This window comes from Actinospineispora eucalypti (assembly GCF_039543365.1).
Classification (GTDB): domain Bacteria; phylum Actinomycetota; class Actinomycetes; order Mycobacteriales; family Pseudonocardiaceae; genus Pseudonocardia; species Pseudonocardia eucalypti.
Window position 1 is genome coordinate 175,751 of record NZ_BAABJP010000020.1, and the last position, 25,748, is coordinate 201,498.

A 25,748-nucleotide genomic window follows, 5' to 3' on the forward strand; every position below is an offset into this window, starting at 1 on the left:
AGCGACACTCGCCACTCACGACTCAGTAGAGGTCGGGACGGCGGTCGGTGAACACGTGGTTGCGCGGGTTGAGGTCCTTCCTGTCGGCGCGGGCCGGGTCCAGGTCGGCGAGCAGCAGCTCCGGGCAGGGGTCGGCCACCGGGCCGGCCAGCGGGAACCCATCGGGGCCGACGATCGCGCTGCCACCGACCCAGGACACGCCGCGCTCGGTGCCGCACCGGTCGGCGGCCACCACGAACACCCGGTTGGCGGCCGCGCCGGCCTGGACCCGCACCACCTCCAGCGGGCGCTCCCCCGGTGGGCGGCCCTCGTCGGGCCAGTTGGTGGGCAGGGCGATGATCTGCGCGCCGGCCTGCGCGGCCAGCCGGTGCCACTCGGGGAACTCGGCGTCGTAGCAGATCATCACGGCCACCCGGCCGACCGACGTGGCCACCACCGGTGGCCGCGCCACGCCGGGGCGGAACACGTCCTTCTCCGCGTCCCACAGGTGCACCTTGCGGTATACCGCGCGCGGCTCACCGGCATCGACCAGCACCGCGCTGTTGTAAACGTGGCCGTCCTCGCCCAGTTCGCAGAAGCCGCCGACCAGCACCAACCCGTACTCGGCGGACAGCGCGCACCAGTCGGTGACGGTGCGGCCGTCGGCCGGCTCGGCCCGCTCGCGGGCCTCCTCCGGGCCGGTGAACACGTATCCGGAGCAGGCCAGCTCGGGCAGCACCACCAGGCGCGCGCCGCGCCGGGCCGCCTCGGTCACCGCTTCGGCCGCCCTCGCCCGGTTGCCGGCCACGTCGGTGACGTCGATGCGCAGCTGGCAGCTCGCGGCCTTGACGATCATCGAGCCAGGGCCTCCTCGCTGCGCCGGATCGCCGGCCGCTCGGCGGACAGGTCGAGCGACCGGGTCAGCCGGTAGTAGAGCACGCCGGCCACCACCAGGCCGACCAGGAACGCCAGGTCGACCTGGTGCATCGCCGCCGCGGCCGGGCCGGTGAAGAAGCTGAGCACCGCGAACGGCACCTCCACCACGATGCCCACCGCGAACGCCAGGATGCCCCGCCAGGCCCACCGGCCGTAGATGCCGTCCGGCCGGAACAGGTCGGTGATGGCGTAGTGGCCGCGCCGGACGAAGTAGAAGTCCACCAGGTTCACCGCGGTCCACGGGGTGAGCAGGTACAGCATGATCAGCAGGCCGTCGCTGAGCGCGGTGGTGGCGTCGCGTACCAGCCAGATGCCCAGGACCGCGCCGATCACCGACACCACCAGCACGGTGATCACCCGCGCGCCGGCGGTGTGCCGGATGGGCCGCAACGAGTCCAGCCCGGTCAGCACGGTGAGCATCGCGCTGTAGGCGTTGATGCCCATGGTGGCCACCAGGGCGAGCACGGCCAGCACGGTGAGCAGGCCGCCCAGCCCGGGGAAGACGGCGTTGCCGGCGTCGTTCAGGCCGGCCAGCGGGTCGGTGGCACCGAGCTGGGTGGCCAGCCAGGCGCCGATCGGCATCAACCAGAACGGCGAGCCGGTGGCGCCCCAGAACACCGCGCCGACGATTCGCGGCATCGGGGTGTCGCCGGGCAGGTAGCGGGAGTAGTCCGAGACGTACGGCGCGTAGGTGATGTTGTAGCTGGCCGAGGCGGTGAACTGCACCAGGAAGCCGACCAGGGTGAACCCGCCGGTGGCGGCGGCCGGTGCGGCGCCGTCCGGCACGGCGGTACCGGCCAGGATGCCGACGGTCAAGATCACCCAGAACGGCACCGAGACGACGAACAGCGCCTGGAACGCCCGGTGCAGCCAGTCGTGGCCGTAGCAGGCCAGCAACGCGGCGACCACGGTGATCGCGATGCCCACGGCGACCGGGTCCCAGCCGAACACGCCGGACAGCCCGGTGCTGATCAGCCGGGTGTCCACCACGTTGAAGCCGACGAACGTGAACAGCGTCGCCACCAGCGGCAACAGCACTCCCCGGTAACCCATCTGGGCTCGTGACTGGACCATCTGCGGCAACCCGAGCACCGGCCCCTGGGACGCGTGGAAGGCCATGAACAGGGTGCCGAACGCGACGCCGAGCACGCAGGCCAGGGCGGTCCACCAGAAGGACAGCCCCAGGCTCGGGCCGATCAGGCCGATCGCCACGGTGAACGGTTGGAAGTTGCCGAGGAACCAGAACGGCCCCTGCTGCCAGACCTTGCCGTGCCGTTCAGCCTCGGGCACGTAGTCGATCGAGCGGGTCTCGATGCGCGTCGTCATTGGCGCTCCCTGGTGACCTGGCACGTTGGCGTTCGAGTCTCGGGTCGGCGGCGCCCCCGGACAACTGTGGGAAACACGAAAAATGAGCCTTGCTTTGTGGCTGGGCAGAGAAGACTTGGCGCGGTGGAACCGCTGTGCGTGGCCGATCTGGTGCGTTCCCCCGCACTGCAGCTGCGGGTGCTCGCCGGGCACGGCGGCCTGCACCGGGAGGTGTCCTGGGCCCACGTGAGCGAGCTGGCCGACCCGACCCCGTGGCTGCTCGGCGCCGAGCTGCTGATGACCACGGGCATGGCCGTTCCCCGGGCCGCGCCGGAGCAACGCCGATACCTGGAGCTGCTGGACGATGCGGGGGTCTCGGCGCTCGCGGTGTCCGCCCAGCTGCACGCGCCGGCGCTGCACCGCGAGCTGTTCGCGGCCGCCGACGAGCGGGGGATGCCGCTGCTGGAGGTGCCGCTGTCGGTGCCGTTCGTGGCGATCGCCCAAGAGGTCGCCACGAAGCAGGACACCGAGGGCCACCGGCTGGGGGCCCAGCTGCAGGTGTTCGGCGCGCTGCGCTGGCTCACCGAGGAGCGGCTCAGCGCGGCGGAGATCTTCGGCCGGTTGGAGCGGCTGTCCGGGTACACCCTCTACCTGTGCACGCCGCAGGGGCGGCCGCTGATTCCGGGGGTGCCCGCCGCGCCGCCCACCGAGGCCGGCGCGCTGCTGCCGCCGTCCCCCGAGAAGCAGGCGCCGCCGACCGTGCCCGGGGGCTTCGTGCTGCCGGTGCCGGCCCCCGGCGGGACGGCCGGCTACCTGATCGCCCGGGCCCGGGACGGCGCGCGGCCGGCCGGTCTGGCCGTGGTGCAGCACATTGCCACGGTGGCCTCACTGCAGCTCACCATGCTGCGCCACCAGCGGGAGACGCTGCGCCGGGAGGGCGCCGAGACGCTGGCCGAGCTGCTCGCCGACGTACTCGACCCGGGCACCGCGCGGCGCCGGCTGCGGCGCGCCGGGTTCCCCCGGTCCCAACGGCTGGTCCTGGCCATCGTGGTCGGCCAGGGCGTGACACCGGACGAGTCGGCGCTGGTCCGGGAGATCGAGCTGTCCGACCTGCCGCACCTGCTGCTGCGCCAACAGAGCGAGCTGTTCGTGCTGCTGCCGGCCGGGGACGCCACCCTGACCCTGCTGGACGGCTTGACCGCGGCCGAGAACGCGGCCGAGATCACCGCCGGCTCGAGCAGCCCGTTCGAGGCCGGCGAACCGCTGGAAATCGCCCGCCGGGAGGCCCGCTGGTCGCTCTCCCGGGCGGCGGACACCGGCCGCACCCACGTGAACTACCAGGCCAGCGACCCGAGCGGTCGGTGGTTGCCCCGGGACGTATCCGGACTCCGCGCCCTCACCGACCGGGTGCTCGGCCCGGCCACGCGGTACGACGCCGAACACCGCACCGAGCTGGTCCGCACGGTCCGCACCTGGCTGGAGCGAGACCGGCGGGGCGAGGACGCCGCCCGCGAACTGCACATCCACCCGAACACGTTGAGCTACCGGTTGCGCCGGTTCACCGAGGTCACCGGATTCCGGCTGGAGTCGACGGGTGACCTGGCCGAGGTGTGGCTGGCGCTGAGCGCGGCCCGCCACCTCGGTGATCACTGAGCGAAAACCCGGCGGGAAGGGCGCGCGTGCTGTGCTACGGTCACCGCCGTCGTCCGAGGCAACGAGATCATTTTCCGGAGGTGGGGTATGGCCGCCGTGTCGGTGGCTGCCGCCGTGCGCGCAGCCCAGGCCGCCCACCCAATCCGGATCCTCGGCTGATCACCCCAATCGCGAGCTGATCGGGCGGGATCCTCCCACTCTTTGTTGCGTATCCCCACGCAGAGCTGCTCTGCGTGGGGATACGCAACGCTTCCGATCGAGAGGTTTGCGTTGTCTTCAGCGTTCTTTGAACTGCACGCCGGCCTGCGCCGACAGGGGCCGGGCTCCGATGCGACCACCAGGTTGCTGCTGTCCATGGCCAACCCGCTGAACCCTCGGCCGAGGGTGCTCGACCTGGGCTGCGGCCCGGGCCGGGCGTCCCTGCTGCTCGCCGAGGCGGGCGCCGACGTCACCTCCCTGGACGCCCACCAGCCGTTCCTGGACGAGCTGGACCGGGCCGCCCGGGAAGCCGGGCTGTCCGAGCGGATTCGCACGGTGAACCACACGATGGCCGAGCCGCCGTTCGCCGACGGCGAGTTCGACCTGGTCTGGGCGGAGAGCTCGATCTACGTGATCGGGTTCGACACCGGCCTGCGGGCGTGGCGGCGCCTGCTCGCCCGGGGCGGCCGGCTGGCCGTCACCGAGTGCGAGTGGACCACCGGCGACCCGGCGCCGGCCGCCCGCGAGTACTGGTCACAGATTTACCCGCTGCGCACCTCGGCGGAGAACCAGGCGGCCGCCGAGGCCGCCGGCTACGCGGTCGAGGCCAGCTACCGGCTGCCCGACCGGGACTGGTTCGACGACTACTACACCCCGCTGTCCCACCGCATCCGAGCGGCGGACCTGCGCGACCCGGCCATGGCCGAGGCCGTTGCGGCGACCCGCGAGGAGATCGACATGCGGCACCGGTACGGCGCCGACTACGGCTACACCGGCTACCTACTGCGGCCGCTCGAAACGGAGGCACCCATGCCGAAGGACTGGACGACCCGCCCGGAGACCCCGGACGACCTGGAGACCATCCGCCGGGTGAACCTGGCCGCGTTCCCGACCGCCGAGGAGGCCGACCTGGTCGACGCGCTGCGCGCCGACGCGGCCTGGCTGCCCGGCCTCTCCCGGGTGGCCGAGGCACCCGGGACCGGCGTGGTGGCGCACGCGCTGCTCACCCGCTGCACCGTGGGTGACGAACAGGCGCTGGTGCTCGGCCCGTGCGCGGTGCTGCCCGAGTACCAGCGGGCGGGCGCGGGCGGCGCGGTGATCCGTGCGCTCATCGACGAGGCGCGGACCAGGGGCGAACGGCTGGTCGTGGTGCTCGGCCACCCCGAGTACTACCCCAGGTTCGGCTTCACCAGGGCGTCCACCCACAACATCCGGACCTCCTTCGAGGTCCCCGACGACGCCCTGATGGCCCTGCCCCTGACCGGCGCCCCCACCCCGACCGGCACCATCCGCTACCCGGCGCCGTTCGGCGTCTAAGGGTCGGTCACGCACACGCTTCGTACCCGGCACACGAGCAATTGAGCGTGTGCCGGGTACGAACGGTGTGTGCCGGCAACCTGCCCAACCCGTCAGGACCACCGGGCGGCCGACGGGCCGGGGAGGGCGTGCAGGAAGGTGGGGGTGGGGAGGGCCTTGGCTTCGGTGGCGGCCAGGACCGCTTCGGTGACCGCCGGCACGGCCGCGGTCTCCACCAGGGCCAGGGCGGAACCGCCGAAGCCGCCGCCCACCATCCGGGCACCGAGGGCGCCGGCCTCCTTGGCCGCGTCCACCACGTTGTCCAGCTCCAGGCTGGACACCTCGTAGTCCTCCCGCAGGGAGGTGTGTGAGGCGTCCAGCAGCGGTCCCAGCTCGGCCAGCCGGCCCTCGACCAGTAGCCGGGCGGCCGCGCCGGCGCGGGCGGTCTCGGAGATGGCGTGCCGCACGCGGCGCAGCAGCTCCGGGTCGTCCTCGCCGAGCGCGGCCAACCGGCCGACCGCGTCCTGCACCGAGGAGATCCGGCGCAGCGTGGGCACGCGCAGCAACCGGGCGGCCCGTTCCACCACCACCCGGCGGGCCCGGTACTGGCCGTCCACCAGCCGGTGCGGGGCGTTCGTGTTGATCACTAGCAGCACCAGGCCGTTCGCATCCAGCGGCAGCGGAAGCGGGTCGACCGCGCCGCTGTCGCAGTCCAGCCGCAGGCAGTGGCCGGTGCGGGCATGCAGCGCGACGGTCTGGTCCATGCCGCCGGTGGCGGCCAGCGCGATCTCGTTCTCCGCGCGTATGCAGGCCTTGACCAGCGCGGAGCGGCCCGCTGTATCCAGCGAAGAACCGGAGCCGAACAGCTCGGCCAGCGCCACCGCGAGCGCGCACTCCAACGCCGCCGAGCTGGAAAGTCCGGCGCCGAGCGGCACGTCGGAGTGCACCGCCACATCCACCCCGCCGAAGCCGGCCGGCAGCAGCCCCTCGGAGATGAGCGCCCACACCACCCCGGCCAGGTAGGCCGGCCAGCCGCGCGGGTGGCCCGGCCGCACCGCGCGCACCGCGCCCTGCCACACCTCGGGGCACTGCCCGGAGACCAGGCGCAACAGCCCGTCGGTGCGCGGCCGCACGGCCAGCCAGGTGCGCTGGGGCAGCGCCAGGGGCAGGCAGATGCCGCCCACGTAGTCGACGTGCTCACCGATCAGGTTGGCCCGGCCGGGGGCCGACCACACGCCGGCCGGCGCCCCGTCGAACGACGAGGCGAACAGCGCCTCGGCCCGCGCCGCCGACTCCGGCGAGGACGGCGGATGCCAGTGGATCTCCGCCAAAGCCGGCCCTCCCTCCAGGAAGGTCACGACGCTACCGTGCGGAGTCGCTCCGCGATGGCCTCCGGGGTGGTGTCATTGATCCAGGCCCCGAACGCGGACTCCGAGCCGGCCAGGTACTTCATCCGCCCCGGCGCGCGCATCAGCGAGAACAGCTGCAGGTGCAGCCGGCCGAACCGGCGGTCCGGTCCGACCGGTGCCTGGTGCCACGCCGCGATGTACGGAACCCGCGCCACCCCGGGAAAAAACCGGTCCACCCGGCGCAGCAGCTCCAGGTAGCCGGCGGCCAGCTCGGCCCGCTCGCCGTCGGAGAGCGCGGCCAGGTCGGGCACGTCCCGGTGCGGCGCCAGGAACAGCTCCAGCGGCCACTTCGCCGCGCGCGGCACGTAGGCGCTCCACCCCTCGCCCCGCCAGACCACCCGCTCCCCCTCGGCCAGCTCCTCGGCGAGCACGTCGGCCAACAGCGAGCGGCCGGTGGACTCGAAGTGTTCCCGAGACCGCCGGACCACGGCCTGGGTGCGGGACGGCAGGAACGGGTAGGCGAAGATCTGGCCGTGCGGGTGCGGCAGCGTCGCGCCGATCTCCTCGCCCCGGTTCTCGAAGCAGGCCACCTGCCGGGTGTTCGGCAGCGCCGACAGCTCGGCGGTGCGGTCCGCCCAGGCCTCGATCACCGTCCGCGCCCGCCGCTCGGACAGGTCGGCGAAGCTGGCCCGGGGGTCGCTGGTGAAGCACACAACCTCGCAGCGGCCGTTGCCGCCGGCGAAGCTGGGGAACCGGTTCTCGAACACCACCACGTCGTAGTCCGGCGCGGGGATCTCGGTCGGCGGCTCGCCCGGCCGGCTGGGCGCCAACGGGTTCTCGCTGGCCGACGGGCGGTAGGTGCGGTTCATCCGGTGCGCGGCGATCGCCACGTACTCCCCGGTGAGCACGTCCAGCCGGGGCTCGCTGGTGACGTGCTGAGGCTCGAGAGCCCGGGTGTCCGGCACCACCCGGGAGGCGGTGCCGGACAGGTAGGGCTCCCGGTCATCAAAATAGATCAGCTCCCGGCCGTCCGAGAGTCGGGTCGACGTTTTGCGCACCTGAGCCACCGTCGGGTCCACTCGGGCGGTCACGAACCCTCCGCGATGACCAGCTCGCCGACCAGCTCGGACAGCTGGTCGCGGGCCGCCTTGTCCAGGCCGTCGTCGGTGATCAGCACGTCCACCTCGGTGAGCTGGGCGATGGTCTGCAGGCCGACCACGCCCCACTTGGTGTGGTCGGCGGCCACGATGATCCGGCGGGAGGACTCGATCAGCGCCCGGTTGGTCTGCGTTTCCAACAGGTTCGGACAGGTGAGGCCGGCGCGCACGTCGATGCCGTGTACGCCCAGGACCAGCAGGTCCAGGTGGATGCCCCGCAGCGCGGCCACCGCGAGCGGGCCGCCGAGCGCGTCCGAGGGGGTGCGCATGCCCCCGGTGAGCAGCACGTTCTGCTCCACCCGCCGGTTGCGGTAGAGCTCGTCGGCCACCGGCAGCGAGTTGGTGACCACGGTCAGGTCCGGCACGTCCAGCAGCTCGGTGGCGACCAGCCGGGTGGTGCTGCCGCCCGAGATGCCCACCGAGCTGCCCGGCCGGACCAGTGCGGCGGCCGTCCGGGCGATCGCGCTCTTCGCGGCCACCTGCTGGGTGGCCTTGGTCGCGAACTCCGGCTCATGGGAGCTGGCCATGCGGGGCAGCGCCGCGCCGCCGTGCACCCGGTCCACCAGGCCCCGGCCGGCCAGCTCGCTGATGTCGCGGCGGATCGTCATGTCCGAGACGCCCAGCTCGGCGACGAGGTCGGCGACCTTGACCGCGCCGGTCCTCCCCACCTCGTCCAGGATCAGCTGCTGCCGCTGCCTGGCCAGCATCAGAGGACCCACCCGGCTGCGCTCATGCCGGCCATCATGTCCGGGCACTTTTGGAAAGTCAACGCGTCCGAACAAGATACGACTAGGAAAACTGTGCGGAAATGTTGACTCATTCACCGTCTTCCGTGATGCTTTCACCCCAACGGGCCATGAGGGGACGCGGCAAAGGAGTCGTGATGCGTCAGAACCGAACATTGCTGAACGTAGGTGCACTAGGCGCCGCGGTGCTGATGCTGGTGGGGTGTTCCAGCGGGCAGCAGACCTCCTCCGGCGCGTCCAGCTCGGGCCCGGTCACCGGCGACATCACCATCGCCTACCTGCAGAAGCAGGGCGACCAGCAGTACTTCATCGACCAGGCGGCCGGCGCGCGCACGGCCGCACAGGAGCTCTCCAAGCCGGGCGCCTCGGTCAACGTGAAGGTGGTGAACCTGGGCCAGGACGCGAACAAGGCGGTCACCGAGACCGACTCGGCGGTGGCCCAGAAGGTGAACGGCATCGCCATCGTGGTGCCGGACCAGAAGATCGGCCCCCAGGTAGTGAACACAGCGAACGCGGCCGGCATCCCCCTCGTCGCCTCCGACGACTCGATCAAGGACGGGACCGGGGCGGAGATCCCGTTCGTCGGGTTCGACGGCTACGACATGGGCTCCAAGGTGGGCACCGAGGCGGCGAAGCGGGTCACCGGCAAGGGCTGGAGCCCGGCCGAGACCGGCGTGCTCTACGCCTACAAGCAGGACCTGTCGGTGTGCGCCGACCGGGTTCGCGGGGAGAAGGAGCGCTACACGGCGGGCGGCGGCCAGGGCAAGGCCATCGAGGTCGGCACCGACAACAGCGTGAACGGCGCCCAGAGCACCGCCTCCGGCGTGATCACCGGCAACCCGGACATCAAGCACTGGGTGGTCATGGGCTGCAACGACGAGAACGTGTCCGGTGTGCTGCAGGCGCTGGCCAACGCCAAGGTGGCGGCGGACAACATCGTCGGCGTGGGGCTGGGCGGCTACATCGCCTGCAAGTCCTGGCAGCCCGGCTCGGCGCCGGACGGCTACCTGGCCGCGCTGTACATCGACGGCCACGACGTGGGCGGGGACGCGGTGCGCGCGCTGGTCAACTCGCTGCGGGGCGGCACCCCGCTGCCGCCCAAGACCATCGCCAGGACGCAGATCGTGGACGCGGGCACGGTCGGCGGAACCTCGCTGAAGTGCACCTGAGCCGATGACCGAGGACGTCCAGGTCGCCCTCCGGATGACCGCGGTCAGTAAGCGCTTCGGCCCGGTCCGGGCGCTGCGCGAGGTGAGCGTGGAGTTCGCCTCGGGTGAGGTGACCGCGCTGATGGGTGAGAACGGCGCCGGCAAGTCCACCCTGCTCAAGGTCCTGATCGGTGCGCTGGCGCCGGACGAGGGCGACATCGAGCTGGACGGCGAGCCGGTGCGGTTCACCGACCCGACGTCGTCCCGCGCGGCCGGCGTGCGGGTGGTCGCCCAGGAGCCGGAGATCATCCCGCACGTGAGCGTCGCGGAGAACATCTTCGTCGGCGCACTGCCTTCCCGGCGCAGGCTGTTCCGCCGGGGCGAACTGGTCGAGCGGGCCGGCGAGCTGATCCGCCGGCACGGGTTCGCCCAGGTGCTGCACCCGGAGACGCTCGGCTCGCGGCTCACCCCGGCGCAGCGCCAGCTGGTGGAGATCCTGCGCGCGCTCACCGACGAGCCGAGGGTGCTCGCGTTCGACGAGCCCACCTCCTCGCTGTCGGACAACGAGGTCGACCTGCTGTTCGACCTGATCCGGCGGCTGCGGGCGGACGGCGTCGCGGTGATCTACGTCAGCCACCGGATGAAGGAGGTGTTCGCGCTGGCCGACCGGGTCGCGGTGCTGCGCGACGGCGCCTCGGTGGGCACTCGGCCCGTCACTGAACTGACCGAGGGCGAGCTGATCCGGATGATGGTCGGGCGGGACCTGTCCAGCCTGTACCACGACGAGCTGCCCCGCCCGACCCCCGGCGACGTGGTGCTGGACGTGCGCGGGCTGAGTTCGGCGGACGTCGAGGACGTGACCTTCCAGGTGCGCGCCGGGGAGATCGTGGCGCTGGCCGGATTGGTCGGCGCGGGCCGTTCCGAGCTGGTCAAGGCCCTGGTCGGGGCGGAGCCGGTGACCGGCGGCACGGTCGAGTTCCTCGGCGAAACGCGGCGGTTCAACTCACCGGGGGACGCGGTCCGGGCCGGCATCGGGCTGGCCCCGGAGGAACGCAAGGCGGAGGCGCTGTTCCTGCAGCGCAGCGTGCGGGACAACATCGCGGCGGCGATCTACGACCAGTTGCGCCGGTTCCGGGTGGTCAACCGGCGCCTGGAGAAGGAGACCGTGGCGAAGTATCTGGACCGGCTGCGGGTGCGCACGCCGAACATGGAGTTCGCCGTGGCCGGGCTGTCCGGCGGGAACCAGCAGAAGGTGGTGCTGGCCCGCTGGCTGGCGCGCAACCCGGCGCTGCTGATCCTGGACGAGCCGACCCGGGGCGTGGACGTCGGCGCCAAGTCGGAGATCTACGCGATCATCCACGAGCTGGCCGCGAGCGGCATCGCCATCCTGATGGTCTCCTCCGAGCTGCCCGAGGTGCTCGGGCTGGCCGACCGGGTGATCGTCATGCAGAACGGCCGGATCACCGGCGAACTGGCCCGCAAGGAGGCGACGGAGGAGGGCATCCTCGCGCTCGCCATGGCCGACGACCTCTCCGACCTGGTGGTCGGCATGGCTGACGGGGGTAAGCAGTGACCAGCACGCAGACCGAGCCGTCCACGGGCTCCCCGGAGGCGCCGGACCGCCGGTCGTCGGTGGCCAGGGCGCTGGGCGTGCTCACCCGCGCGGACCGGGTGCAGAACCTGATCCTGCTCGCGGTGATCATCCTCATCGCCGCCTTCGTCACCTCCCGCCAGCCGGCGTTCCTGACCTGGAACAACCTCAGCGTGGCGGTCACCGGGACGATCATCCTGCTCGGCCTCACCGGCTTGGTGCAGCTGCTGGTGATCATCGTCGGCGGGCTGGACATCTCGGTCGGCTCCACGGTGGGGCTGACCTCGGTGGTCGGCGCGCTGATCTGGACCCACACCGGGCAGAACGGCGCACTGGCCGTCCTGGGCGCACTGGCCGTCGGCCTGCTCTGCGGCCTGATCAACGGCGTGCTGATCATCTACGGCCGGGTGAACCCGTTCATCGCCACGCTGGCCACTCTGGCCGCGTTCAAGGGCATCGGCCAGGTGCTCTCCAACGGCGGCGCGATCGGCAGCGGGTTCTCCTCCAACGCGATCTTCATCTTCATCCAGCGGGGCAGCGTGCTCGGCCTGCCCACCCAGCTGTTCGTGCTGGTGCTTGTCGCCCTGGCGCTGGCTTTCCTGCTGCTGTTCACCGACATCGGGCGCAACCTCTACGCCATCGGCGGCAACCCCACGGCGGCCCGGCTGGCCGGCGTGAACATCAACCGCTACGTGCTCGCGGTGTACCTGGTGGTGGGCTTCGTGGCAGCCATCGCCGGGGTGATCCTGATGGCCCGGCAGGGCTTCGGCCAGCAGACCGGCTCGGTGGACGGCCTGGAGCTGAAGGCGGTCACCGTGGCCGCGCTGGGCGGGGCGTCGCTGCGCGGCGGGCGGGGCGGCGTGCTCGGCGCGGTGCTGGCCATCGTGCTGCTCGGCTTCCTGGAGAACGGGATGAACGTGCTGAACATCAACACGTTCTGGCAGAACGTCGCCCAGGGCACCCTGCTGGTGGCCGCGGTGATCGCCCAGCAGCGCCGCCGCAAGGAACGCCCCATCGGCATCCCGGACTAGGGGGCGGCCCGGCCTGCTAGCGTGGCGGTCACTGTGGACGCCACGCTGATGGGGGTCGACCGCCGTAGGGCGGTTCGCTGGGCGGTTGTCGCGCTGCTCGCGCTGGTGACGCTCGCCTTCGCCGCGCCGTGCGCGACGCCGTCCCCGGACGTGACGGTTCCGGTCGCCCGGCCGTCCGACTCCAGCTGTCCCCACGGCCCCGGCCCCGGCCTGAGCTGCCTCTCCGAGCTGGCCACGGTCGGCGTCCGGCAACGGGCCGACGCCACCGGGTCGCCGACCGACGGGCCGTTGGGCGCGGTGAGCGCCGTCGGCGCCGCCCCGCTACTCGGGGCGCCCACCGGCGCGGCGGTGTACGTCCGCGCCCACCCGCCGCCGGAACCGGCCGGGCGTGACCTGTTGACCTCGCTGAGTATCTCCCGGACCTGAGCGGGACCCGACCCGCCGGGTGGCCCGTGCCGGCCCCCGGCGGTTCCGTCGTGTCCCGACCCGTCCGATCCCCAGCTGGGAGAAACCGATACTCATGAGCAGAAATCTCGTCCTGACCATCGGGCTCGCCGTCGCCGCCGTTCTCGCGGTGGTCGGCGCGGTCACCCTGTCCGGCTCGAGCTCACCCGAGCCGGCGCCGCCCGGAGCCGCCGACCCGTCGGCCCTGGTCCGGCCGGACAGCCACCGGCTGTCCACCGCGCCGGACGGCCGGGTCACCTTCGTGGAGTTCCTGGACTTCGAGTGCGAGGCCTGCCGGGCGGCGTTCCCGGCGGTCGAGGAGCTCCGCGAGGCCTACCGGGGCCGGGTGACCTTCGTGCTCCGCTACTTCCCCATCCCGAGCCACACCAACGCGGAGAACGCGGCGCTCGCGGTGGAGGCCGCCGCGCGCCAGGGACAGCTCGAGGCGATGTACCGCCGGATGTACCAGACCCAGACCACCTGGGGCGAGCAGCGCGAGTCCAAGGCCGGGCTGTTCCGCGACTTCGCCCGCGACCTCGGCCTCGACCTGGCCGCCTACGACCGGGCCGTCGCCGACCCGGCCACCCTGGCCCGGATCAGGTCCGACCGCGACGACGGCATGGCCCTCGGCGTGACCGGCACCCCGAGTTTCTTCGTGAACGGCACCCAGCTGCGGCCCAACGACATCAACGACCTGCGGGCCGCCATCGACGGCGCCCTCGCCGACGGAGGCTGACCGTGTACACCCGACCCGACACCGAGGCCGAGACCGAGACGCACTCGCCGAGCATGCGGCCAGTTAGCCGCATGCGGGACGGCAGCGCCGGCGAGGCGCCCCCGAACCCGGCCCGGCCCGGCGTCCGGAAACTCGCCTGGCTGTACGTGGTCGGCGGCGGCATCGGCTTCGTGGCGGCCTTCGCGCTGCTGCTGGAGAAGATCGCCAAGCTGCGCGACCCCGGGTACGTGCCGTCCTGCAGCCTGAACCCGATCGTCTCCTGCGGCTCGGTGATGGACAGCCCGCAGGCCGCCGCCTTCGGCTTCCCCAACCCGATCATCGGCGTGGCCGCGTTCGCGGTGGTGGTGACCCTCGGCGTGGTCCTCCTGGCCGGGTTCGAGGCACCCCGGTGGATGTGGCTGGGCCTGCAGCTGGGCGCCACCTTCGGCGTGCTGTTCGTGCACTGGCTGATCTACGCCAGCCTGTACCGGATCGGCGCGCTGTGCCCCTACTGCATGGTCGTGTGGGCGGTCACCATCCCGATCTTCTGGTACACCACCCAGCACAACCTCACCCGGAGCCGGAGCAAGGTCGGGGCCGCCCTCGCCGAGTTCCACTCGGTGATCCTGCTGGTCTGGTTCCTGGCGATCCTCGGCCTCATCCTGAACCGGTTCTGGCTGTACTGGATGTCCCTGCTCTAGTCTCGCCGGACACCGGCCGGCGCCGTGACACCGTGATACGGGAGGCATTTTGGTAGCCGAGGAAGACGACACGCACCGGGCGCCGAACCGGCGGCTGCTGCTGGCCGGTTGCGGGCTCGGCGTGGCCGGGGTCGTGGCCGCAGTGGGCGGCTGCGCCGAGTCGCCGCGTGCGGATCGGCCGACCGGCGGCGATACCGGTGGGGGTGGCGGCCCGGGGTCCGCCGGCACCGTGCTGGGCGCGGCGGCGGACGTCCCCGTCGGCGGGGGACGGATCTTCGACTCGCTCGAGGTGGTGGTGACCCAGCCGGAGCCGGGCCGCTTCCTGGGGTTCTCCAGCGTCTGCACCCACACCGGCTGCAACGTCACCGAGGTGGTCGCGGGCTCGATCAACTGCCCGTGCCACGGCAGTCGGTACCGCCTGGATGGCTCGGTGGAGCGGGGGCCGGCCCCGAGGGCGCTGCCAAGTCGGCCGGTGCGAGTTGCTGACGGAAAGATAGTTCTCACGTAAACTTCACACCCCGAATCGGGTCCAGCCGGGGGACGACACGACTGAGCGGGTGGGCGCTGGTGAGTGACTTCGAACGGCAGGGCGGAACGCCGTGGGGTGGCGTGTCCGAGAGCGAGTTCCTCACCCCGCCGGAGCAGAAACACGGCAAACACGCCCGCCTGGCGCCCGGAACGGTGCGCCGGGCCACGATCGTTCTGCTGGTGGTCACCGGCCTGGCGATCGCGGTCGCGGTGGGCGCCCTGCTGGTCGGCCCGAGCGTTTCGCCGAACCCGGACGCGGCCCAGGCCGGGCCGGGACCCGGACCGGCCGTGATCGGCGCTCCCCTGGTCCAGCGTGGATCAACGGTCGCGGCCAGCGTGTCCAAGCCCGCCGTCGGCGCGACGGTGCCGATCGGCCCGACGCCGGGTTACATGGAGATCGCACCCAACGGGAAGTTCGCCTACATCGCCAACCGCGCCGCCGGGGCGATCACCGTGTTCGACACCACCCGCAACACGGTGACCGGCACCATCCCGGTACCCCAGGGCGGGCCACAGTTCGTCGCCTTCTCCCCGGACGGCAGCAAGGCGTACGTGAGCATCTTCAACAACGACCGCACGACGAACATCGTCGGGGTGCTCGAGGTCGCCTCCGGCAAGTTCATCGCCACCGTGCCCACCGGGGTGCGGCCGTTCGCACTGGACGTCACTCCCGACGGCCGGTGGGTGTACGTGCCCAACCACGACTCCGGGTCGATCACGGTGATCGACACCAGCACCAACACCGTCGCGACCACCATCTCGGTGGCCCCCAACCCACACTGGCTGGACATCTCCAAGGACGGCACCCGGCTGTACGCGGCCAACCACGAGTCCAACCTGGTGTCGGTCATCGACACCGCCAGCAACAAGGTGCTGGCCACGGTCCCGGTCGGTCTCAGCCCGCACAGCATCGTCGCGCACCCGAGCCGGCCGCTCGTGCTCAACGTCAACTACGACAGCAGCTCCGTGACGGCGACGGATCCCACCACCAACCAGGTGATCAAGACCATCCCCACCGGCAGCCACCCGCAGGACATCAGCCTGGCCCCGGACGGCAAACACGCCTACCTGGCCACCGTGGACGACAACGCCATCCAGGTACTCAACATCGACTCCCTGGAGATCACCGCCTCGGTTCCCACCGGGAAGAGCCCGACCAGCATCGCAGTCGCCCCCGACGGACGCCAGGCCTACGTGACCAACCTGAACGACGGGACCGTCACCATCGTCAACATCGCCGGCACCGCCTGACACCCTGCTCTGCACGCTCTGCTCTGCACGCTCCGCCGGCACTCTAGCTCTGCGTGGAGATACGCAACGTTCAGTGCACTCGACGGGCCGCCGGCAGGCCGAAGGTGCGGGCGAACAGCGGGTCCGGCAGCGCGGCACGCGGCACCGGGAGGGACCGGGCCAGCGGGCCGACCCGGTAACGTCCGCGCCATCCGCCGCGCCTCGATGGCGCGCACGATGGCGGCGGCGAAGGCGTCCGGGTCCCGGCCGGCGCGCGGGCACCCACCACAGAGTGTTACACAGGGGGCGGACTAGGAGGGCCGGGACGGCGGGCAGGTTCCATCGAGAGTGACACCAGTCTGGATTTCTCAAAGATCGGACCAGGCTGGTGTCGTGTTCGATGAATCAGCCAAACCGAACCCGGCGAACGTGTGTCACGTTCCGTCATGAAGCCGGCGGCCGGGATCCAACACCGCGGCAGGGCAGCCACTCCCAGCCGTCCGAGCCGTCCTTCGACACCAACCCGTCCCGCACCGGCGAGTCGCAGCCAAAACCCGCGACATAGCCTGGCCGAACCCGCGACATGGAGTGTGAGAACCCGCAATACGGCGATCGGTGGCGGTCGAACTAGTCAGGCACGCTGGGTAGTTCGATGACGAAGCGGGTGCCGCCGCCCGGCCGGTCCTCCGACCACACCTGGCCGTGGTGGCGGCGCACGTGTTGGGCCACCAGGGCGAGGCCCAAGCCGGTTCCGGTGCCGTTGCCCCGGTCGCCCGAGCGGTTTCCCCTGGTGAACCGCTCGAAGACCTGCTCGCGCAGCTCGGGGGGAATGCCCGGGCCGGCGTCGTCCACTTCCAGCCGGGCCAGGTCGCCGCGCCGCAGCACGGTCACCCGGACGGCGCCGCCGGCGTGCTGCGCGGCGTTGTCCAGCAGGTTCGCCACCGCCCGGTCCAGCCGGCGCCGGTCGGCGAACACGACCGGGTTGCCCCCTGGCACGGAGAGCGGGGTTTCCTCGGGACGTCCGGCCAGCGCGTGCCGGACCAGCTCCGCCAGGTCGCACGGCTCCAGCTCGCGGTCGTCGGTGGTGGACTGCTCCCGGGAGATCTCCAGCAGGTCGATGACCATCTGGTGGAACCGCTGGATGTCGGCGCTGAGCAGCCGCAGCGCCTGCGCGGCCACCGGGGACAGCTCGGCCTTGCGCCGGTCCAGCACGGCGATCGCGTTGAGCATGGTGGTCAGCGGGGAGCGCAGTTCGTGGCTCACGTCCCCGGCGAACCGGGCGTCGCTGGCCACCCGCCGTTCCAGCGCCTCGGTGGTCTGGTTGAACGTGGTGGCCAGCGGGGCGAGGTCGGCGTCGCCGTCCTCGGGCAGGCGGGCGCGCAGGTCACCACCGGCCACCCGGCCGGCGGCGACGTTCAGCTCCCGCAGCGGGCGCAGCGCCTGGCGGGCGGCCCAGCGGCCGAGCCCCAGCCCGACCAGCACGCTGGCCCCCGTGCCGGCGATCAGCACGGTGCGCAGGAAGCCCAGGGCCTGCTCCAGCTCGCCCAGTGAGGACAGCTCCACGTAGAGCGCGTCCTGCTCCGGGATGGGCAGCGCGAAGGTGAGCACCGGCAGCCCACCGATCACGCTGCGCCGGGGCGGGGTGTCCACGCCGGCATCGGCGAGCACCCGGTCGGAGAGTGCGGCGATGTCGATGGGCCGGCCGCGCTGCACCCACCGCCCGCCGGTGCGCAGGAACAGCGTGGCGTCCCGGTCCAGGTCCAGCCGGCTCAGCGCCTCGACCGGGTTGTCCGCGGCGGTGCGCCGCAGGTAGCTGCGCACCAGCTGGACGTTGGTGGTCGCCTGCCCCGTCGCGCTGCGCCGCTCCTGGTCCAGCATGAAGTTGGAGGCCAGGTTCCAGGTGATCAGCGCGAGGAGCCCGGTGACCAGCAGCGAGGTCAGCGCGAACGCCACCGCCACCCGCCAGCGCAACGGCAGCCGGCTGTGTTTCCGCCGGGCGCCGAACCGGGCGCCCGGCCCAGCGCGCCGGCGGGAACGCCCGGGCAGGAAGGCGGTCATGACCGCTGCGCCTGGTACCCCACCCCGCGCACCGTAGTCACCAGCTTGGGGGCGTCCGGGTTCGCCTCGATCTTCCGGCGCAGCCGCCGGATGTGCACGTCCAGCAGCCGGGTGTCGCCGAAGTAGTCGTAGCCCCAGATCCGGTGCAGCAGCTCCTCCCGGGTGACGATCCGGCCGGCCGCGTTCACCAGTTCCAGCAGCAGCCGGAACTCGGTGCGGGTCAGGTGCACGTCGCTGCCCGCCCGCCGGACCAGCCCGCGCTCCGGGAAGATCTCCACGTCACCGACCGACAGCCGCGCCTCCGACTCCGCCGCCTCGCGCGGGCGGTACGAGCGGTGCCGGCGCAGCAGCGCCCGGATCCGGGCCGCCAGCTCGCTGGCCACCAGCGGCTTGGTCACGTAGTCGTCCGCGCCAGCCTCCAGGCCGTCGATCACGTCGGCGGTGTCCGAGCGGGCGGTGATCACGATGATCGGCAGGTCCCCGCCGGCGCGCAGCCGGCGGCACACGGTCAGCCCGTCGATGCCCGGCAGCATCAGGTCCAGCAGCACGACCTGCACATTGTCGGACTCCAGCCGGGCCAGGCCGGCCTCGCCGGACGCGGCGGGGATGATCGTGAAGCCCTCGTCGGCCAGCGCGAGGGCCAGTGCCTCCCTGATCCGGGAGTCGTCCTCGATGAGCAGGATTCTGGTTTCCATGGGCCGCCGGTCAGTCAACCACAGCCAGCGCCGGCCCCGGCCGGATCACCCCGACCGGACGCCGGCCGCCCCGGATGGGCCGCTCCCGCTGGTTGCGGATCTCCGGGCCGTCCAGGCCGAGGCGCTGCAGGGTGGCCGCGAGCACCACCGGGCGGGCCCGGGCCGCCCCGTCATTGATCTTCGCCAGCCGCCCGAACGCCCGGGACAGCCCGGCCAGGCTGATCGCCAGCAACGGCGCGCCGCAGCCGTCCACCGCGACCGAGGCCACCCGCTCGCCGGCGTACTCCTCCACCGTCTCGCGGATGGCCAGCTGCACCGGGTGATCCGGGTCCAGGTAGCCGACCGTCGGCCACCCGTTGGCCACGCAGGTCATCAGCATGGCGGCGTGCTTGCCGGAACAGGTCATGGTGACCCTGGCCCGGCGGTTGCCCTCGCGCACCCAGTCGTTGCGGGCCTTGCCGTCGTACGGGTACGCGCGCGGGTTGCGCAGTGCCTTCTCCGGCAGCCCCACGCTGGCCAGCATCCGCCGCACGCCGGCCACGTGGATCGGTTCGCCGGCGTGCGACCCGGCGGCCAGCGCGAGCAGCTCGCCGTCCAGCCGCAGGCCGGCGCGGAGCATGCCGAGCGCCTGCATCGGTTTGTTCACCGACCGGGGGAACATCGGCCGGGCAACCTCGCCGACCGACCATTCGACCGTGCCGTCGGGCGCGGTCACCACCACCGAGCCGGTGTGGTGGCTCTCCGGGTAACCGTTCCGGATCACCTCGGCCACCACCACGGATTTGTCCACGGAAACAGCCTTACCACCATCGCGACGACGGACCGGAGCTGTTTGTCAGCGCCTTCCCAGCCACTTCGCGAGGCCCGCCAGCTTCTCCAGCTCCAGCCAGGGCGCGAACGAGGCCCCGGACAGCTGGTAGCGGAACCGGATGCCCATGATCACCCGGATGCCCCAGTGCATGCCGAAGGTGGCGACCGCCCACAGCCGGCCGGCCTTGGGGTGCACCAGGCCGAGCGGCGCACCCATCTCCAGCGCCAGCGAGCCGACGGCGAACGCGGTGAACAGGTGCTGGTGCCGGTAGAGCTGGTAGGCGGCGGTGGACCCGCGCGCGGAGCCGAACACGTCCTTGCGCACCCGGTCGATGGCCACCTGGCGGCGCATGCCGGCGCCGTCCACCCAGGACCAGCCGCTCGGGCCGGCCACCTTGGCCACGCCGGCCAGCAGGTAGGTGGCGGCGGAGGCGGCCCGCATGGCGCGCAGCGGCCACTCGTAGCGCGGGTGGGCGGGCCCGGCGGGCGTGCGGCGGGCAAGCGCGTCGAGCGAGACGGCGTCCGCCGCCCGGCTGGCCCCGAGCAGCAAGGTGTGCAGGACCAGCGTGTTCTCGCTGTGGTAGACCATCGACCAGGAGTTGCGGTAGGACAGCGTCCAGGTCAGCAGGGCCGAGTGCAGCGGGCCGACCAGCCGGTGCCCGGTGCCCAGGGTGAACAGCGCGGAGCTGGCCACGGTGGCGTCCAGCAGCGCGTCGGCGACCGGGGCGGGCAGCGGCTTGCGCAGCGCGCACACCGGCCCGACCGGGGCGAACAGCGACGGGTCGGTCCGGCCCAGCCTGCGGAACTTCTTGCGCTGTTTCAGCAGGTAGACCAGTGTGTAGCCGCCGACAACCGCACGCACCAGGCCGAGCCGCCGGGCCGGCGCCGACTGCTCCCGCTTCACGCCACCGGCTCCTTCGCCTGGGTCCTCGACACCTCGGCCTCGGCGAGCAGGCGGATCTCGCCGCTCACCTCGCGCTGCAGCAGGCAGGCATCCAGGTCGAACTTGCCGCGCACCACCCGCACCCGCACCACGTCGGTGTGCTTGGGATGCCGGGCCACCTGTTCCGCCGCCAGCCGCGCGTAGTCCTCGGGGCGCCCCTGCCGCACCGCCACCCGGAAGATCTGCCGGCGGATCTGGTTGGCCCCGCCGGAGCCGAGCACGCTCAGCGGCACCGTGTAGCGGGAACCGTCACCGCGCTCCGCCTCCACGTACGTCACGTAGCCGTACTTGCCGCGCCGCGCACTGAACATCGGGTAGTAGGACAGCGGGAAACCGTCCCGGCGCCGGTCCTCGGGGCGCAGCCACTGGCGCAGTGGATACAGCGCCGCACCGACCACCGCCGCCGTCGCCACCCGTGACCAAACCCGCTCACCGGCGGACCATCCGTGCCCGGTCATTCGCGCGCCTCCCTCAAGGTTCACTAACCGGCTCTAACCACGGGAGGGCGGGCAATGGTACTGCCGGGCGAAAGAACGTCACCGAAACGTCAGGTTCGTCAGCCCACCGGGAGCAACCGGTCCAGCAGGTCCTGCATGGTGACCAGGCCCAGCGGCTCGGCGCCGTCCCGGACCATGGCGAACTGGCTGTGCCGGGCGCGCAGCGTGGCCAGCGCGGCGTAGACCGGAGTACCGGCGGCCAGGGTGAGCAGCGGGCGCATCACGTCACCCGCGGTGGTCGCCGGGTCGGCGGTGAGCGTATCCCGCACGTGCACCATGCCCACCGGATCCCCGGACCTGTCCGCCGGCCACACCACCAGGCGCAGGTGACCGGTGTCCCGGGCGACGTCCCGGACCACGGCGACCGGGTCGGTGGCGCGAACCCCGCTCACCGAGGCGAGCGGGCGGGTCACGCTGGCCAGCGTGGCCTGCTCCAGGTCCATCGCGGCGACCATGCGGTCCCGGCGCTCGGTGTCCAGCGCGCCGGCCGCCGCCGAGTGGTCCACCAGCTCCCGCAGCGTGGCCGGGTTGTGTCCGGCGGCCATCTCCTCGACCGGGGCGACGCCCACCAGGCGCAGGCACCGGTTGGCCAGGTCGTTCATCAAGGTCAGGAGCGGTCGCGTGGCGCGCATGAACGCCCCCATGGGCAGCGCCAGCCAGATCGCGGCGCGCTCCGGGTGGGCGATCGCCCACGACTTGGGCGCCATCTCGCCGACCACCAGGTGCAGCAGGGTCACCACGGCCAGCGCCAGCACGAAGGCGGCCACGTCGGCGGTGGCCTCCGGCAGGCCCCAGGAGGCGAGCAGCGGGGTCAGCAGGTCGTGCACCGCCGGCTTGGCCACCGCTCCGAGGCCCAGCGTGCATAGGGTGATGCCCAGCTGCGAACCGGCAAGCACCAGGGACAGCTCGCGCGAGGCGCGCAGCGCGGCCCGGGCCGCGGCGCTGTTCGCCGCCGCGTCCTCCAACCGGTGCCGGCGCGCGGTGACCAGCGCGAACTCCACCGCGACGAAGAACGCGCTGAGCACGATCAGCGTGGCGGCCACGGCCAGGGCGAGCGCGCCGCTCATCGGGGCGCCACCGCCCAGTGCAGCTCCACGGTGCCCGGCACCCGCCGCTGCACCGTGCACACCCGGGCCACCAGGCCGCGAGGCCGCTCACCGGCCAGCACGATGGTGACCGCGTCCCCCGGCGCGGGCAGCCGGCCCAGCTCGGCCGTCACCAGGCCGCCGATGGTCTGGTAGTCGCCGGGCGGCAGGTCGCGGTCGATCAGCCGGGAGACCTCGTCCACGTGCATCGACCCGTCCACCGACCAGCCGGTATGGCCGGTCACCCGGCGTTCCCACGCGTCCGGCGGGTCGTGCTCGTCGGTGATCTCCCCGACCAGCTCCTCCGCGATGTCCTCCACGGTGATCACCCCGGCCAGCCCGCCGTACTCGTCCACCACGCAGGCGAACTCGTCGTCGGCCTCGCGCAGCCGCCGCAGCACCTCGGGCAGCGGCAGCGACCCGGGCACCAGTACCGGGGTGCGCGCCACCTCGCGCAGTGGCCGGTCCAGCCCGTCCGCCGGCAGGGCCAGCACGTCCCGCAGGCACACCACGCCGACCACGTCGTCCACCCCGGCACCGACCACCGGGTAGCGCGAGTGCCCGGACCCCATCCGCGCGATCAGCGCGCGCACCGGCTCGTCGGCGCCGGCGGTGGCGACCCGGGGGCGCGGGATCATCGCGGCGCGGGCGGTGTGCTCGGTGAAGTCCAGCACCCGGTCCAGCACGGTGGACAGCCCGGCGGGCAGCTCGCCGACCTCGCGGGACCGGTCGATGATCGCCTCGAGGTCGCGCGCGGTGGCCACCTGCTCGACGTCGTGCACCGGGTTGATCCGGACCGCGCGCAGCAGCAGGTTGGACGCCGCGTCGAAGACCCGGACCAGCCAGCCGAACAGCCGCAGGTACCAGTCGGTGGAGCCGGCCAGCCGGATGGCCACCGGCTCCGGGCGGGCGATGGCCAGGTTCTTCGGGAACAGCTCGCCGAACACCATCTGCACCACGGTGGCGAACAGCAGCGCCAGCACCGGACCCACCGCCACCCCGACGCCCCCCGGCACGCCGACCCCGCCGAGCAGCGCACCGATGCCCACCCCGATCAACGGCTCGGCCACGTAGCCGACCACCAGGCCGGTGACCGTGATGCCCAGCTGCGCACCGGAGAGCATGAAGCTGGTCCGCCGGGTCACCCCCAGCGCGCGCCGGGCACCGGTGTCGCCCTCGCCCGCCCTGGCCCGCAGCCGGGACCGGTCCACGGCCGTGTACGCGAACTCCTGCGCGACGAAGTAGCCGGTCAACACCGTGATGGCGAACACCGCCAGCACACCGAGCAAAACGTCGACGGCCGTGCTCACGGCAACCACACCGGTCTAGCGGGGTCGTCCATCGAGGTTCGGCTGTCTCCCGGGGTTGGTTGGCGTCCTATCCAGATATACCAGCACCGGCTTCTCGGCCGCCGGTGCCTCGGCCTCGGCGAGCACGGTCTCCCGCCCCCGCACCTCGCCGCTGAGCATGCAGTTGTCCAGGTCGAACTCGCCGAGGACAAGCTCCACCCGCACCAGGTCGCGGTACTCGGGGTGCACGGCGAGCCGGGCCGCCAGCTCCCGCGCGAACGACTCGCCCCCGGACCCCTTGGCCGGCCGGGACAGCTGGTGCCGGACCTGGTTGAAGCCGCGGGTGCTGGCGCAGCGGGTACAGCACGGCCGCGCACAGCAGGGCGCCGAGAAGCGCGGCCCGCGCGCGCTCCCCCGGCGCCCAATCCTCCCGATCGGTGAGCATCCGGGGAGGTTAAGGGGAGATCACGGGACGCCGGGCCGTCAGAAGCTGACGATTGGCTGACGAAAGGTCAGTCGCTACGGCCGACCGTGACCGGGATCGCCGGCGCCGGCTCACTCCGGGCCACCGCCCGGCGCAGCAGCAGGACCAGCACGATGACCACCAGGCTCAGCGCCACCGAGATCACCGGCAGTGCCCCGACCCCGGCCACGCTGATCACCAGCCCGCCGACGATGCCGGACAGCCCGGCGCCGAAGTAGATCGCCGAGGCGTTCAGCGACAGCAGCAGGCCGCCCTCCGGTCCCAACTCCAGCAGCAACGCCTGCACCGGCGGGTTGAACGCCCAGCCGAAGCCCGCCCATGCGAACAGCGCCAGCGACGCCCCGACCACCGAGGTGGCACCGAACGGGAGCAGCGCCGCGCCGGCGGCCACCCCGATACACGCGCCGATCAGCGTGCGCATCGGCCCGAACCGGTCGTTGGCCCGGCCACCGAGGATGTTCCCGACCACCCCGCCGAGGCCGTAGGCCAGCAGCACCAGCCCGATCGTCGCGCCGTGCATGTCACCGGTGGCGGTGAGGAACGGCGCCGCGTAGGTGTACACGGTGAGCGCGGCGAGCACGCCGAACACGGTCACGCCCAGCACCAGCAACACCCGCCGGTCGGCGGCCGCCGCGAACCGCTCGCGCAGCGGCACCGGGGCGGAGGGTTCCATCTTGGGCAGCAGCAGCGCCACGCCGGCCGCCACCGCCAGGCAGACCGCCGAGACCAGCGCGAACACCCCGCGATAGCCGAGGCTCGTGCCGAGCAGGCTGCCGATCGGCACGCCGATCACCAGCGCGACGGTCAACCCGCCGAACACCACCGCCACCGCCCGGCCCCGGGCCGCCGGCGGCAGCATGCCGGTGGCGAACAGGGTGGCCGCCGGGGTGTACGCGGCCGCGCCGAGCGCGGCCACCACCCGGCCGACGATGAGCAGCGGGTAGTTGGGCGCGACGGCGGCGATCGCGTTGCCGACGCCGGCGGTGAGCAGCGCGGCGACCAGCAGCGTGCGCCGCTCCCAGCGGCCGGTCAGCGTGGCCAGCAGCGGCGCGCCGATCGCGTAGCTGAGGGCGAACGCGGTGGCAAGCTGACCGGCGGCGGACAGCGTCACTCGCAGGTCGGCGCTCACTGCGGGCAGCACCCCGGAAACCACGTAGGCGCTGGTGCCCACCGCGAAGGTGCCGGCGGCGAGCAGGTAGGTACGTGCGGACAACGGGCAGCCTCTCGGACGATCACGACGAGTTCGGTTCGACGTCGGTGTCGGGCCGACTTCCGATCTTGGTAATCTGGTCGGAAAGTTGGGCAACTACCAAACTAGTCGATGGTTTGAGCAGCTTCCAACCATTTGCCGAGAGGCGGCGACATGCGTGGGCTGTGGCACCCGGCCACCGAGGACATCCAGCTGGCCCAGGTGATGCACGCACTGTCCGACCCGGTGCGCCTGGAGCTGGTCGGCCGGATGAGCCGGTGCGGCCCGATCAACTGCGGGGTCGTGGCCACCGGCATCGAGCTGCACAAGTCCACCCTGTCGCACCACTACCAGGTGCTGCGCGAGGCGGGCCTGACCCTGACCACGCTGGTCGGCCGGGAGCGGATCGTGCGGCTGCGCCGGGACGACCTGGAGGCCCGCTTCCCCGGATTGCTCCAATCGGTGCTCGCCGCCCTCGACCGCGACCGCCCGCTCGAAGCGACCACCTGACCCGCCGCCTTCACCGAGCGGCAGCCCAGTCCCCCGATCCATGATCTAAAAGAGCACTCGACTGCCACTCGGCGCCGCCAGTACCGCACTGAGTGCCCGATGACCACCGAGGCCATGGTCAACATGACCTGAGGGCCGTTTCGGGCGCCCGGGAACGGCCACCATGTCATGCTGATCATGT

25 protein-coding genes are annotated in these 25,748 nt (G+C 72.4%); 11 read left to right on the plus strand and 14 right to left on the minus strand.

Annotation, left to right across the window (positions count from 1 at the left end):
* Positions 1–22 precede the first annotated feature (22 nt).
* Positions 23–835 carry a nitrilase-related carbon-nitrogen hydrolase gene (locus tag ABEB12_RS21440; RefSeq protein ID WP_185060326.1) on the minus strand — a complete coding sequence of 271 codons (813 nt, stop codon included), beginning with the start codon at positions 833–835 and terminating at the stop codon, positions 23–25.
* The gene (locus ABEB12_RS21445; protein WP_185060325.1) at positions 832–2,241 is read right to left on the minus strand and encodes a cytosine permease; all 1,410 of its coding nucleotides are present in this window, start codon (positions 2,239–2,241) and stop codon (positions 832–834) included. Before ABEB12_RS21445 ends, ABEB12_RS21440 begins: the two co-directional genes overlap by 4 nt.
* 123 nt (positions 2,242–2,364) lie before the next feature.
* Here ABEB12_RS21445 and ABEB12_RS21450 point away from each other — a divergent pair, with 123 nt between their 5' ends.
* Both ABEB12_RS21450 and ABEB12_RS21455 read left to right on the plus strand, forming a co-directional pair.
* On the plus strand, positions 2,365–3,873 hold the full coding sequence (locus ABEB12_RS21450) for a PucR family transcriptional regulator ligand-binding domain-containing protein (protein WP_221497652.1): 1,509 nt from the start codon (positions 2,365–2,367) through the stop codon (positions 3,871–3,873).
* 270 nt (positions 3,874–4,143) lie between these two features.
* Complete coding sequence (locus tag ABEB12_RS21455) at positions 4,144–5,388, plus strand: bifunctional class I SAM-dependent methyltransferase/N-acetyltransferase (RefSeq protein ID WP_345703014.1); 1,245 nt, start codon at positions 4,144–4,146, stop codon at positions 5,386–5,388.
* A 92-nt stretch (positions 5,389–5,480) separates the two neighbouring features.
* Here the strand turns inward: ABEB12_RS21455 and galK are convergent, their stop codons facing one another.
* From galK to ABEB12_RS21470, 3 genes are read right to left on the minus strand one after another with little or no spacing between them, the layout of a single operon-like run.
* Complete coding sequence (galK, locus tag ABEB12_RS21460; RefSeq protein ID WP_221497651.1) at positions 5,481–6,725, minus strand: galactokinase; 1,245 nt, start codon at positions 6,723–6,725, stop codon at positions 5,481–5,483.
* Positions 6,722–7,774, minus strand: coding sequence for a galactose-1-phosphate uridylyltransferase (gene galT / locus ABEB12_RS21465; RefSeq protein ID WP_185061293.1), 1,053 nt, complete (start codon positions 7,772–7,774; stop codon positions 6,722–6,724). The genes galK and galT overlap by 4 nt, the downstream gene beginning before the upstream one ends.
* A gap of 29 nt (positions 7,775–7,803) precedes the next feature.
* Positions 7,804–8,580, minus strand: coding sequence for a DeoR family transcriptional regulator (locus ABEB12_RS21470; protein WP_185060324.1), 777 nt, complete (start codon positions 8,578–8,580; stop codon positions 7,804–7,806).
* A 176-nt stretch (positions 8,581–8,756) separates the two neighbouring features.
* On the opposite strand from ABEB12_RS21470, the gene ABEB12_RS21475 reads away from it, so the two are divergent.
* The 8 genes from ABEB12_RS21475 to ABEB12_RS21510 all read left to right on the plus strand — a co-directional run bounded on the left by ABEB12_RS21475 (position 8,757) and on the right by ABEB12_RS21510 (position 16,028).
* Positions 8,757–9,788: a substrate-binding domain-containing protein gene (locus ABEB12_RS21475; RefSeq protein ID WP_345703015.1), complete on the plus strand. Its 1,032-nt coding sequence runs from the start codon at positions 8,757–8,759 to the stop codon at positions 9,786–9,788.
* 4 nt (positions 9,789–9,792) lie between these two features.
* Positions 9,793–11,340 (plus strand): ATP-binding cassette domain-containing protein, encoded by a 1,548-nt coding sequence (locus tag ABEB12_RS21480; RefSeq protein ID WP_221497650.1) that lies wholly within the window; start codon positions 9,793–9,795, stop codon positions 11,338–11,340.
* Positions 11,337–12,389 carry an ABC transporter permease subunit gene (locus ABEB12_RS21485; protein ID WP_185060323.1) on the plus strand — a complete coding sequence of 351 codons (1,053 nt, stop codon included), beginning with the start codon at positions 11,337–11,339 and terminating at the stop codon, positions 12,387–12,389. The genes ABEB12_RS21480 and ABEB12_RS21485 overlap by 4 nt, the downstream gene beginning before the upstream one ends.
* A 21-nt stretch (positions 12,390–12,410) precedes the next feature.
* Complete coding sequence (locus tag ABEB12_RS21490; protein ID WP_185060322.1) at positions 12,411–12,815, plus strand: hypothetical protein; 405 nt, start codon at positions 12,411–12,413, stop codon at positions 12,813–12,815.
* Positions 12,816–12,909: 94 nt separating this feature from the next.
* Positions 12,910–13,569, plus strand: a complete 660-nt coding sequence (locus ABEB12_RS21495) for a thioredoxin domain-containing protein (protein WP_185060321.1) — start codon at positions 12,910–12,912, stop codon at positions 13,567–13,569.
* 71 nt (positions 13,570–13,640) lie between these two features.
* Positions 13,641–14,249, plus strand: coding sequence for a vitamin K epoxide reductase family protein (locus ABEB12_RS21500; protein ID WP_185061290.1), 609 nt, complete (start codon positions 13,641–13,643; stop codon positions 14,247–14,249).
* Positions 14,250–14,298: 49 nt separating this feature from the next.
* The gene (locus tag ABEB12_RS21505; protein ID WP_221497649.1) at positions 14,299–14,757 is read left to right on the plus strand and encodes a Rieske 2Fe-2S domain-containing protein; all 459 of its coding nucleotides are present in this window, start codon (positions 14,299–14,301) and stop codon (positions 14,755–14,757) included.
* A 59-nt stretch (positions 14,758–14,816) separates the two neighbouring features.
* Entirely contained in the window at positions 14,817–16,028 is a 1,212-nt protein-coding gene (locus ABEB12_RS21510; protein ID WP_185060320.1) for a beta-propeller fold lactonase family protein, read from the plus strand.
* Positions 16,029–16,634: 606 nt separating this feature from the next.
* Here ABEB12_RS21510 and ABEB12_RS21515 read toward each other — a convergent pair.
* The 9 genes from ABEB12_RS21515 to ABEB12_RS21555 all read right to left on the minus strand — a co-directional run bounded on the left by ABEB12_RS21515 (position 16,635) and on the right by ABEB12_RS21555 (position 25,081).
* A complete protein-coding gene (locus ABEB12_RS21515) occupies positions 16,635–18,065 on the minus strand; it encodes an ATP-binding protein (RefSeq protein ID WP_185060319.1) in 1,431 nt (476 codons plus the stop codon).
* The gene (locus tag ABEB12_RS21520) at positions 18,062–18,760 is read right to left on the minus strand and encodes a winged helix-turn-helix domain-containing protein (RefSeq protein ID WP_185060318.1); all 699 of its coding nucleotides are present in this window, start codon (positions 18,758–18,760) and stop codon (positions 18,062–18,064) included. The genes ABEB12_RS21515 and ABEB12_RS21520 overlap by 4 nt, the downstream gene beginning before the upstream one ends.
* Positions 18,761–18,770: 10 nt before the next feature.
* Entirely contained in the window at positions 18,771–19,550 is a 780-nt protein-coding gene (locus ABEB12_RS21525) for an asparaginase (protein ID WP_185060317.1), read from the minus strand.
* 45 nt (positions 19,551–19,595) lie between these two features.
* Positions 19,596–20,474 carry a hypothetical protein gene (locus ABEB12_RS21530; RefSeq protein ID WP_185060316.1) on the minus strand — a complete coding sequence of 293 codons (879 nt, stop codon included), beginning with the start codon at positions 20,472–20,474 and terminating at the stop codon, positions 19,596–19,598.
* Positions 20,471–20,971: a hypothetical protein gene (locus tag ABEB12_RS21535; protein WP_185060315.1), complete on the minus strand. Its 501-nt coding sequence runs from the start codon at positions 20,969–20,971 to the stop codon at positions 20,471–20,473. Before ABEB12_RS21535 ends, ABEB12_RS21530 begins: the two co-directional genes overlap by 4 nt.
* Positions 20,972–21,069: 98 nt before the next feature.
* Positions 21,070–22,077, minus strand: a complete 1,008-nt coding sequence (locus tag ABEB12_RS21540; protein ID WP_185060314.1) for a CNNM domain-containing protein — start codon at positions 22,075–22,077, stop codon at positions 21,070–21,072.
* Positions 22,074–23,405 carry a CNNM domain-containing protein gene (locus ABEB12_RS21545; protein WP_185060313.1) on the minus strand — a complete coding sequence of 444 codons (1,332 nt, stop codon included), beginning with the start codon at positions 23,403–23,405 and terminating at the stop codon, positions 22,074–22,076. The genes ABEB12_RS21540 and ABEB12_RS21545 overlap by 4 nt, the downstream gene beginning before the upstream one ends.
* A gap of 15 nt (positions 23,406–23,420) precedes the next feature.
* Entirely contained in the window at positions 23,421–23,609 is a 189-nt protein-coding gene (locus ABEB12_RS21550; protein WP_185060312.1) for a hypothetical protein, read from the minus strand.
* Positions 23,610–23,896: 287 nt separating this feature from the next.
* Entirely contained in the window at positions 23,897–25,081 is a 1,185-nt protein-coding gene (locus tag ABEB12_RS21555) for an MFS transporter (protein ID WP_185060311.1), read from the minus strand.
* Positions 25,082–25,231: 150 nt separating this feature from the next.
* Here ABEB12_RS21555 and ABEB12_RS21560 point away from each other — a divergent pair, with 150 nt between their 5' ends.
* Entirely contained in the window at positions 25,232–25,567 is a 336-nt protein-coding gene (locus tag ABEB12_RS21560) for a helix-turn-helix domain-containing protein (protein WP_185060310.1), read from the plus strand.
* The last annotated feature ends 181 nt before the right edge of the window (positions 25,568–25,748 follow it).

What these genes read in the sequence shown, in the direction of transcription:
- ABEB12_RS21440 (WP_185060326.1), bottom strand. Translation starts at nt 835, where the DNA reads ATGATCGTCAAGGCCGCGAGCTGCCAGCTGCGCATCGACGTCACCGAC.
- ABEB12_RS21445 (WP_185060325.1), bottom strand. Translation starts at nt 2,241, where the DNA reads ATGACGACGCGCATCGAGACCCGCTCGATCGACTACGTGCCCGAGGCT.
- ABEB12_RS21470 (WP_185060324.1), bottom strand. Translation starts at nt 8,580, where the DNA reads ATGCTGGCCAGGCAGCGGCAGCAGCTGATCCTGGACGAGGTGGGGAGG.
- ABEB12_RS21475 (WP_345703015.1), top strand. Translation starts at nt 8,757, where the DNA reads ATGCGTCAGAACCGAACATTGCTGAACGTAGGTGCACTAGGCGCCGCG.
- ABEB12_RS21480 (WP_221497650.1), top strand. Translation starts at nt 9,793, where the DNA reads ATGACCGAGGACGTCCAGGTCGCCCTCCGGATGACCGCGGTCAGTAAG.
- ABEB12_RS21495 (WP_185060321.1), top strand. Translation starts at nt 12,910, where the DNA reads ATGAGCAGAAATCTCGTCCTGACCATCGGGCTCGCCGTCGCCGCCGTT.
- ABEB12_RS21500 (WP_185061290.1), top strand. Translation starts at nt 13,641, where the DNA reads ATGCGGGACGGCAGCGCCGGCGAGGCGCCCCCGAACCCGGCCCGGCCC.
- ABEB12_RS21515 (WP_185060319.1), bottom strand. Translation starts at nt 18,065, where the DNA reads ATGACCGCCTTCCTGCCCGGGCGTTCCCGCCGGCGCGCTGGGCCGGGC.
- ABEB12_RS21520 (WP_185060318.1), bottom strand. Translation starts at nt 18,760, where the DNA reads ATGGAAACCAGAATCCTGCTCATCGAGGACGACTCCCGGATCAGGGAG.
- ABEB12_RS21535 (WP_185060315.1), bottom strand. Translation starts at nt 20,971, where the DNA reads ATGACCGGGCACGGATGGTCCGCCGGTGAGCGGGTTTGGTCACGGGTG.
- ABEB12_RS21540 (WP_185060314.1), bottom strand. Translation starts at nt 22,077, where the DNA reads ATGAGCGGCGCGCTCGCCCTGGCCGTGGCCGCCACGCTGATCGTGCTC.
- ABEB12_RS21560 (WP_185060310.1), top strand. Translation starts at nt 25,232, where the DNA reads ATGCGTGGGCTGTGGCACCCGGCCACCGAGGACATCCAGCTGGCCCAG.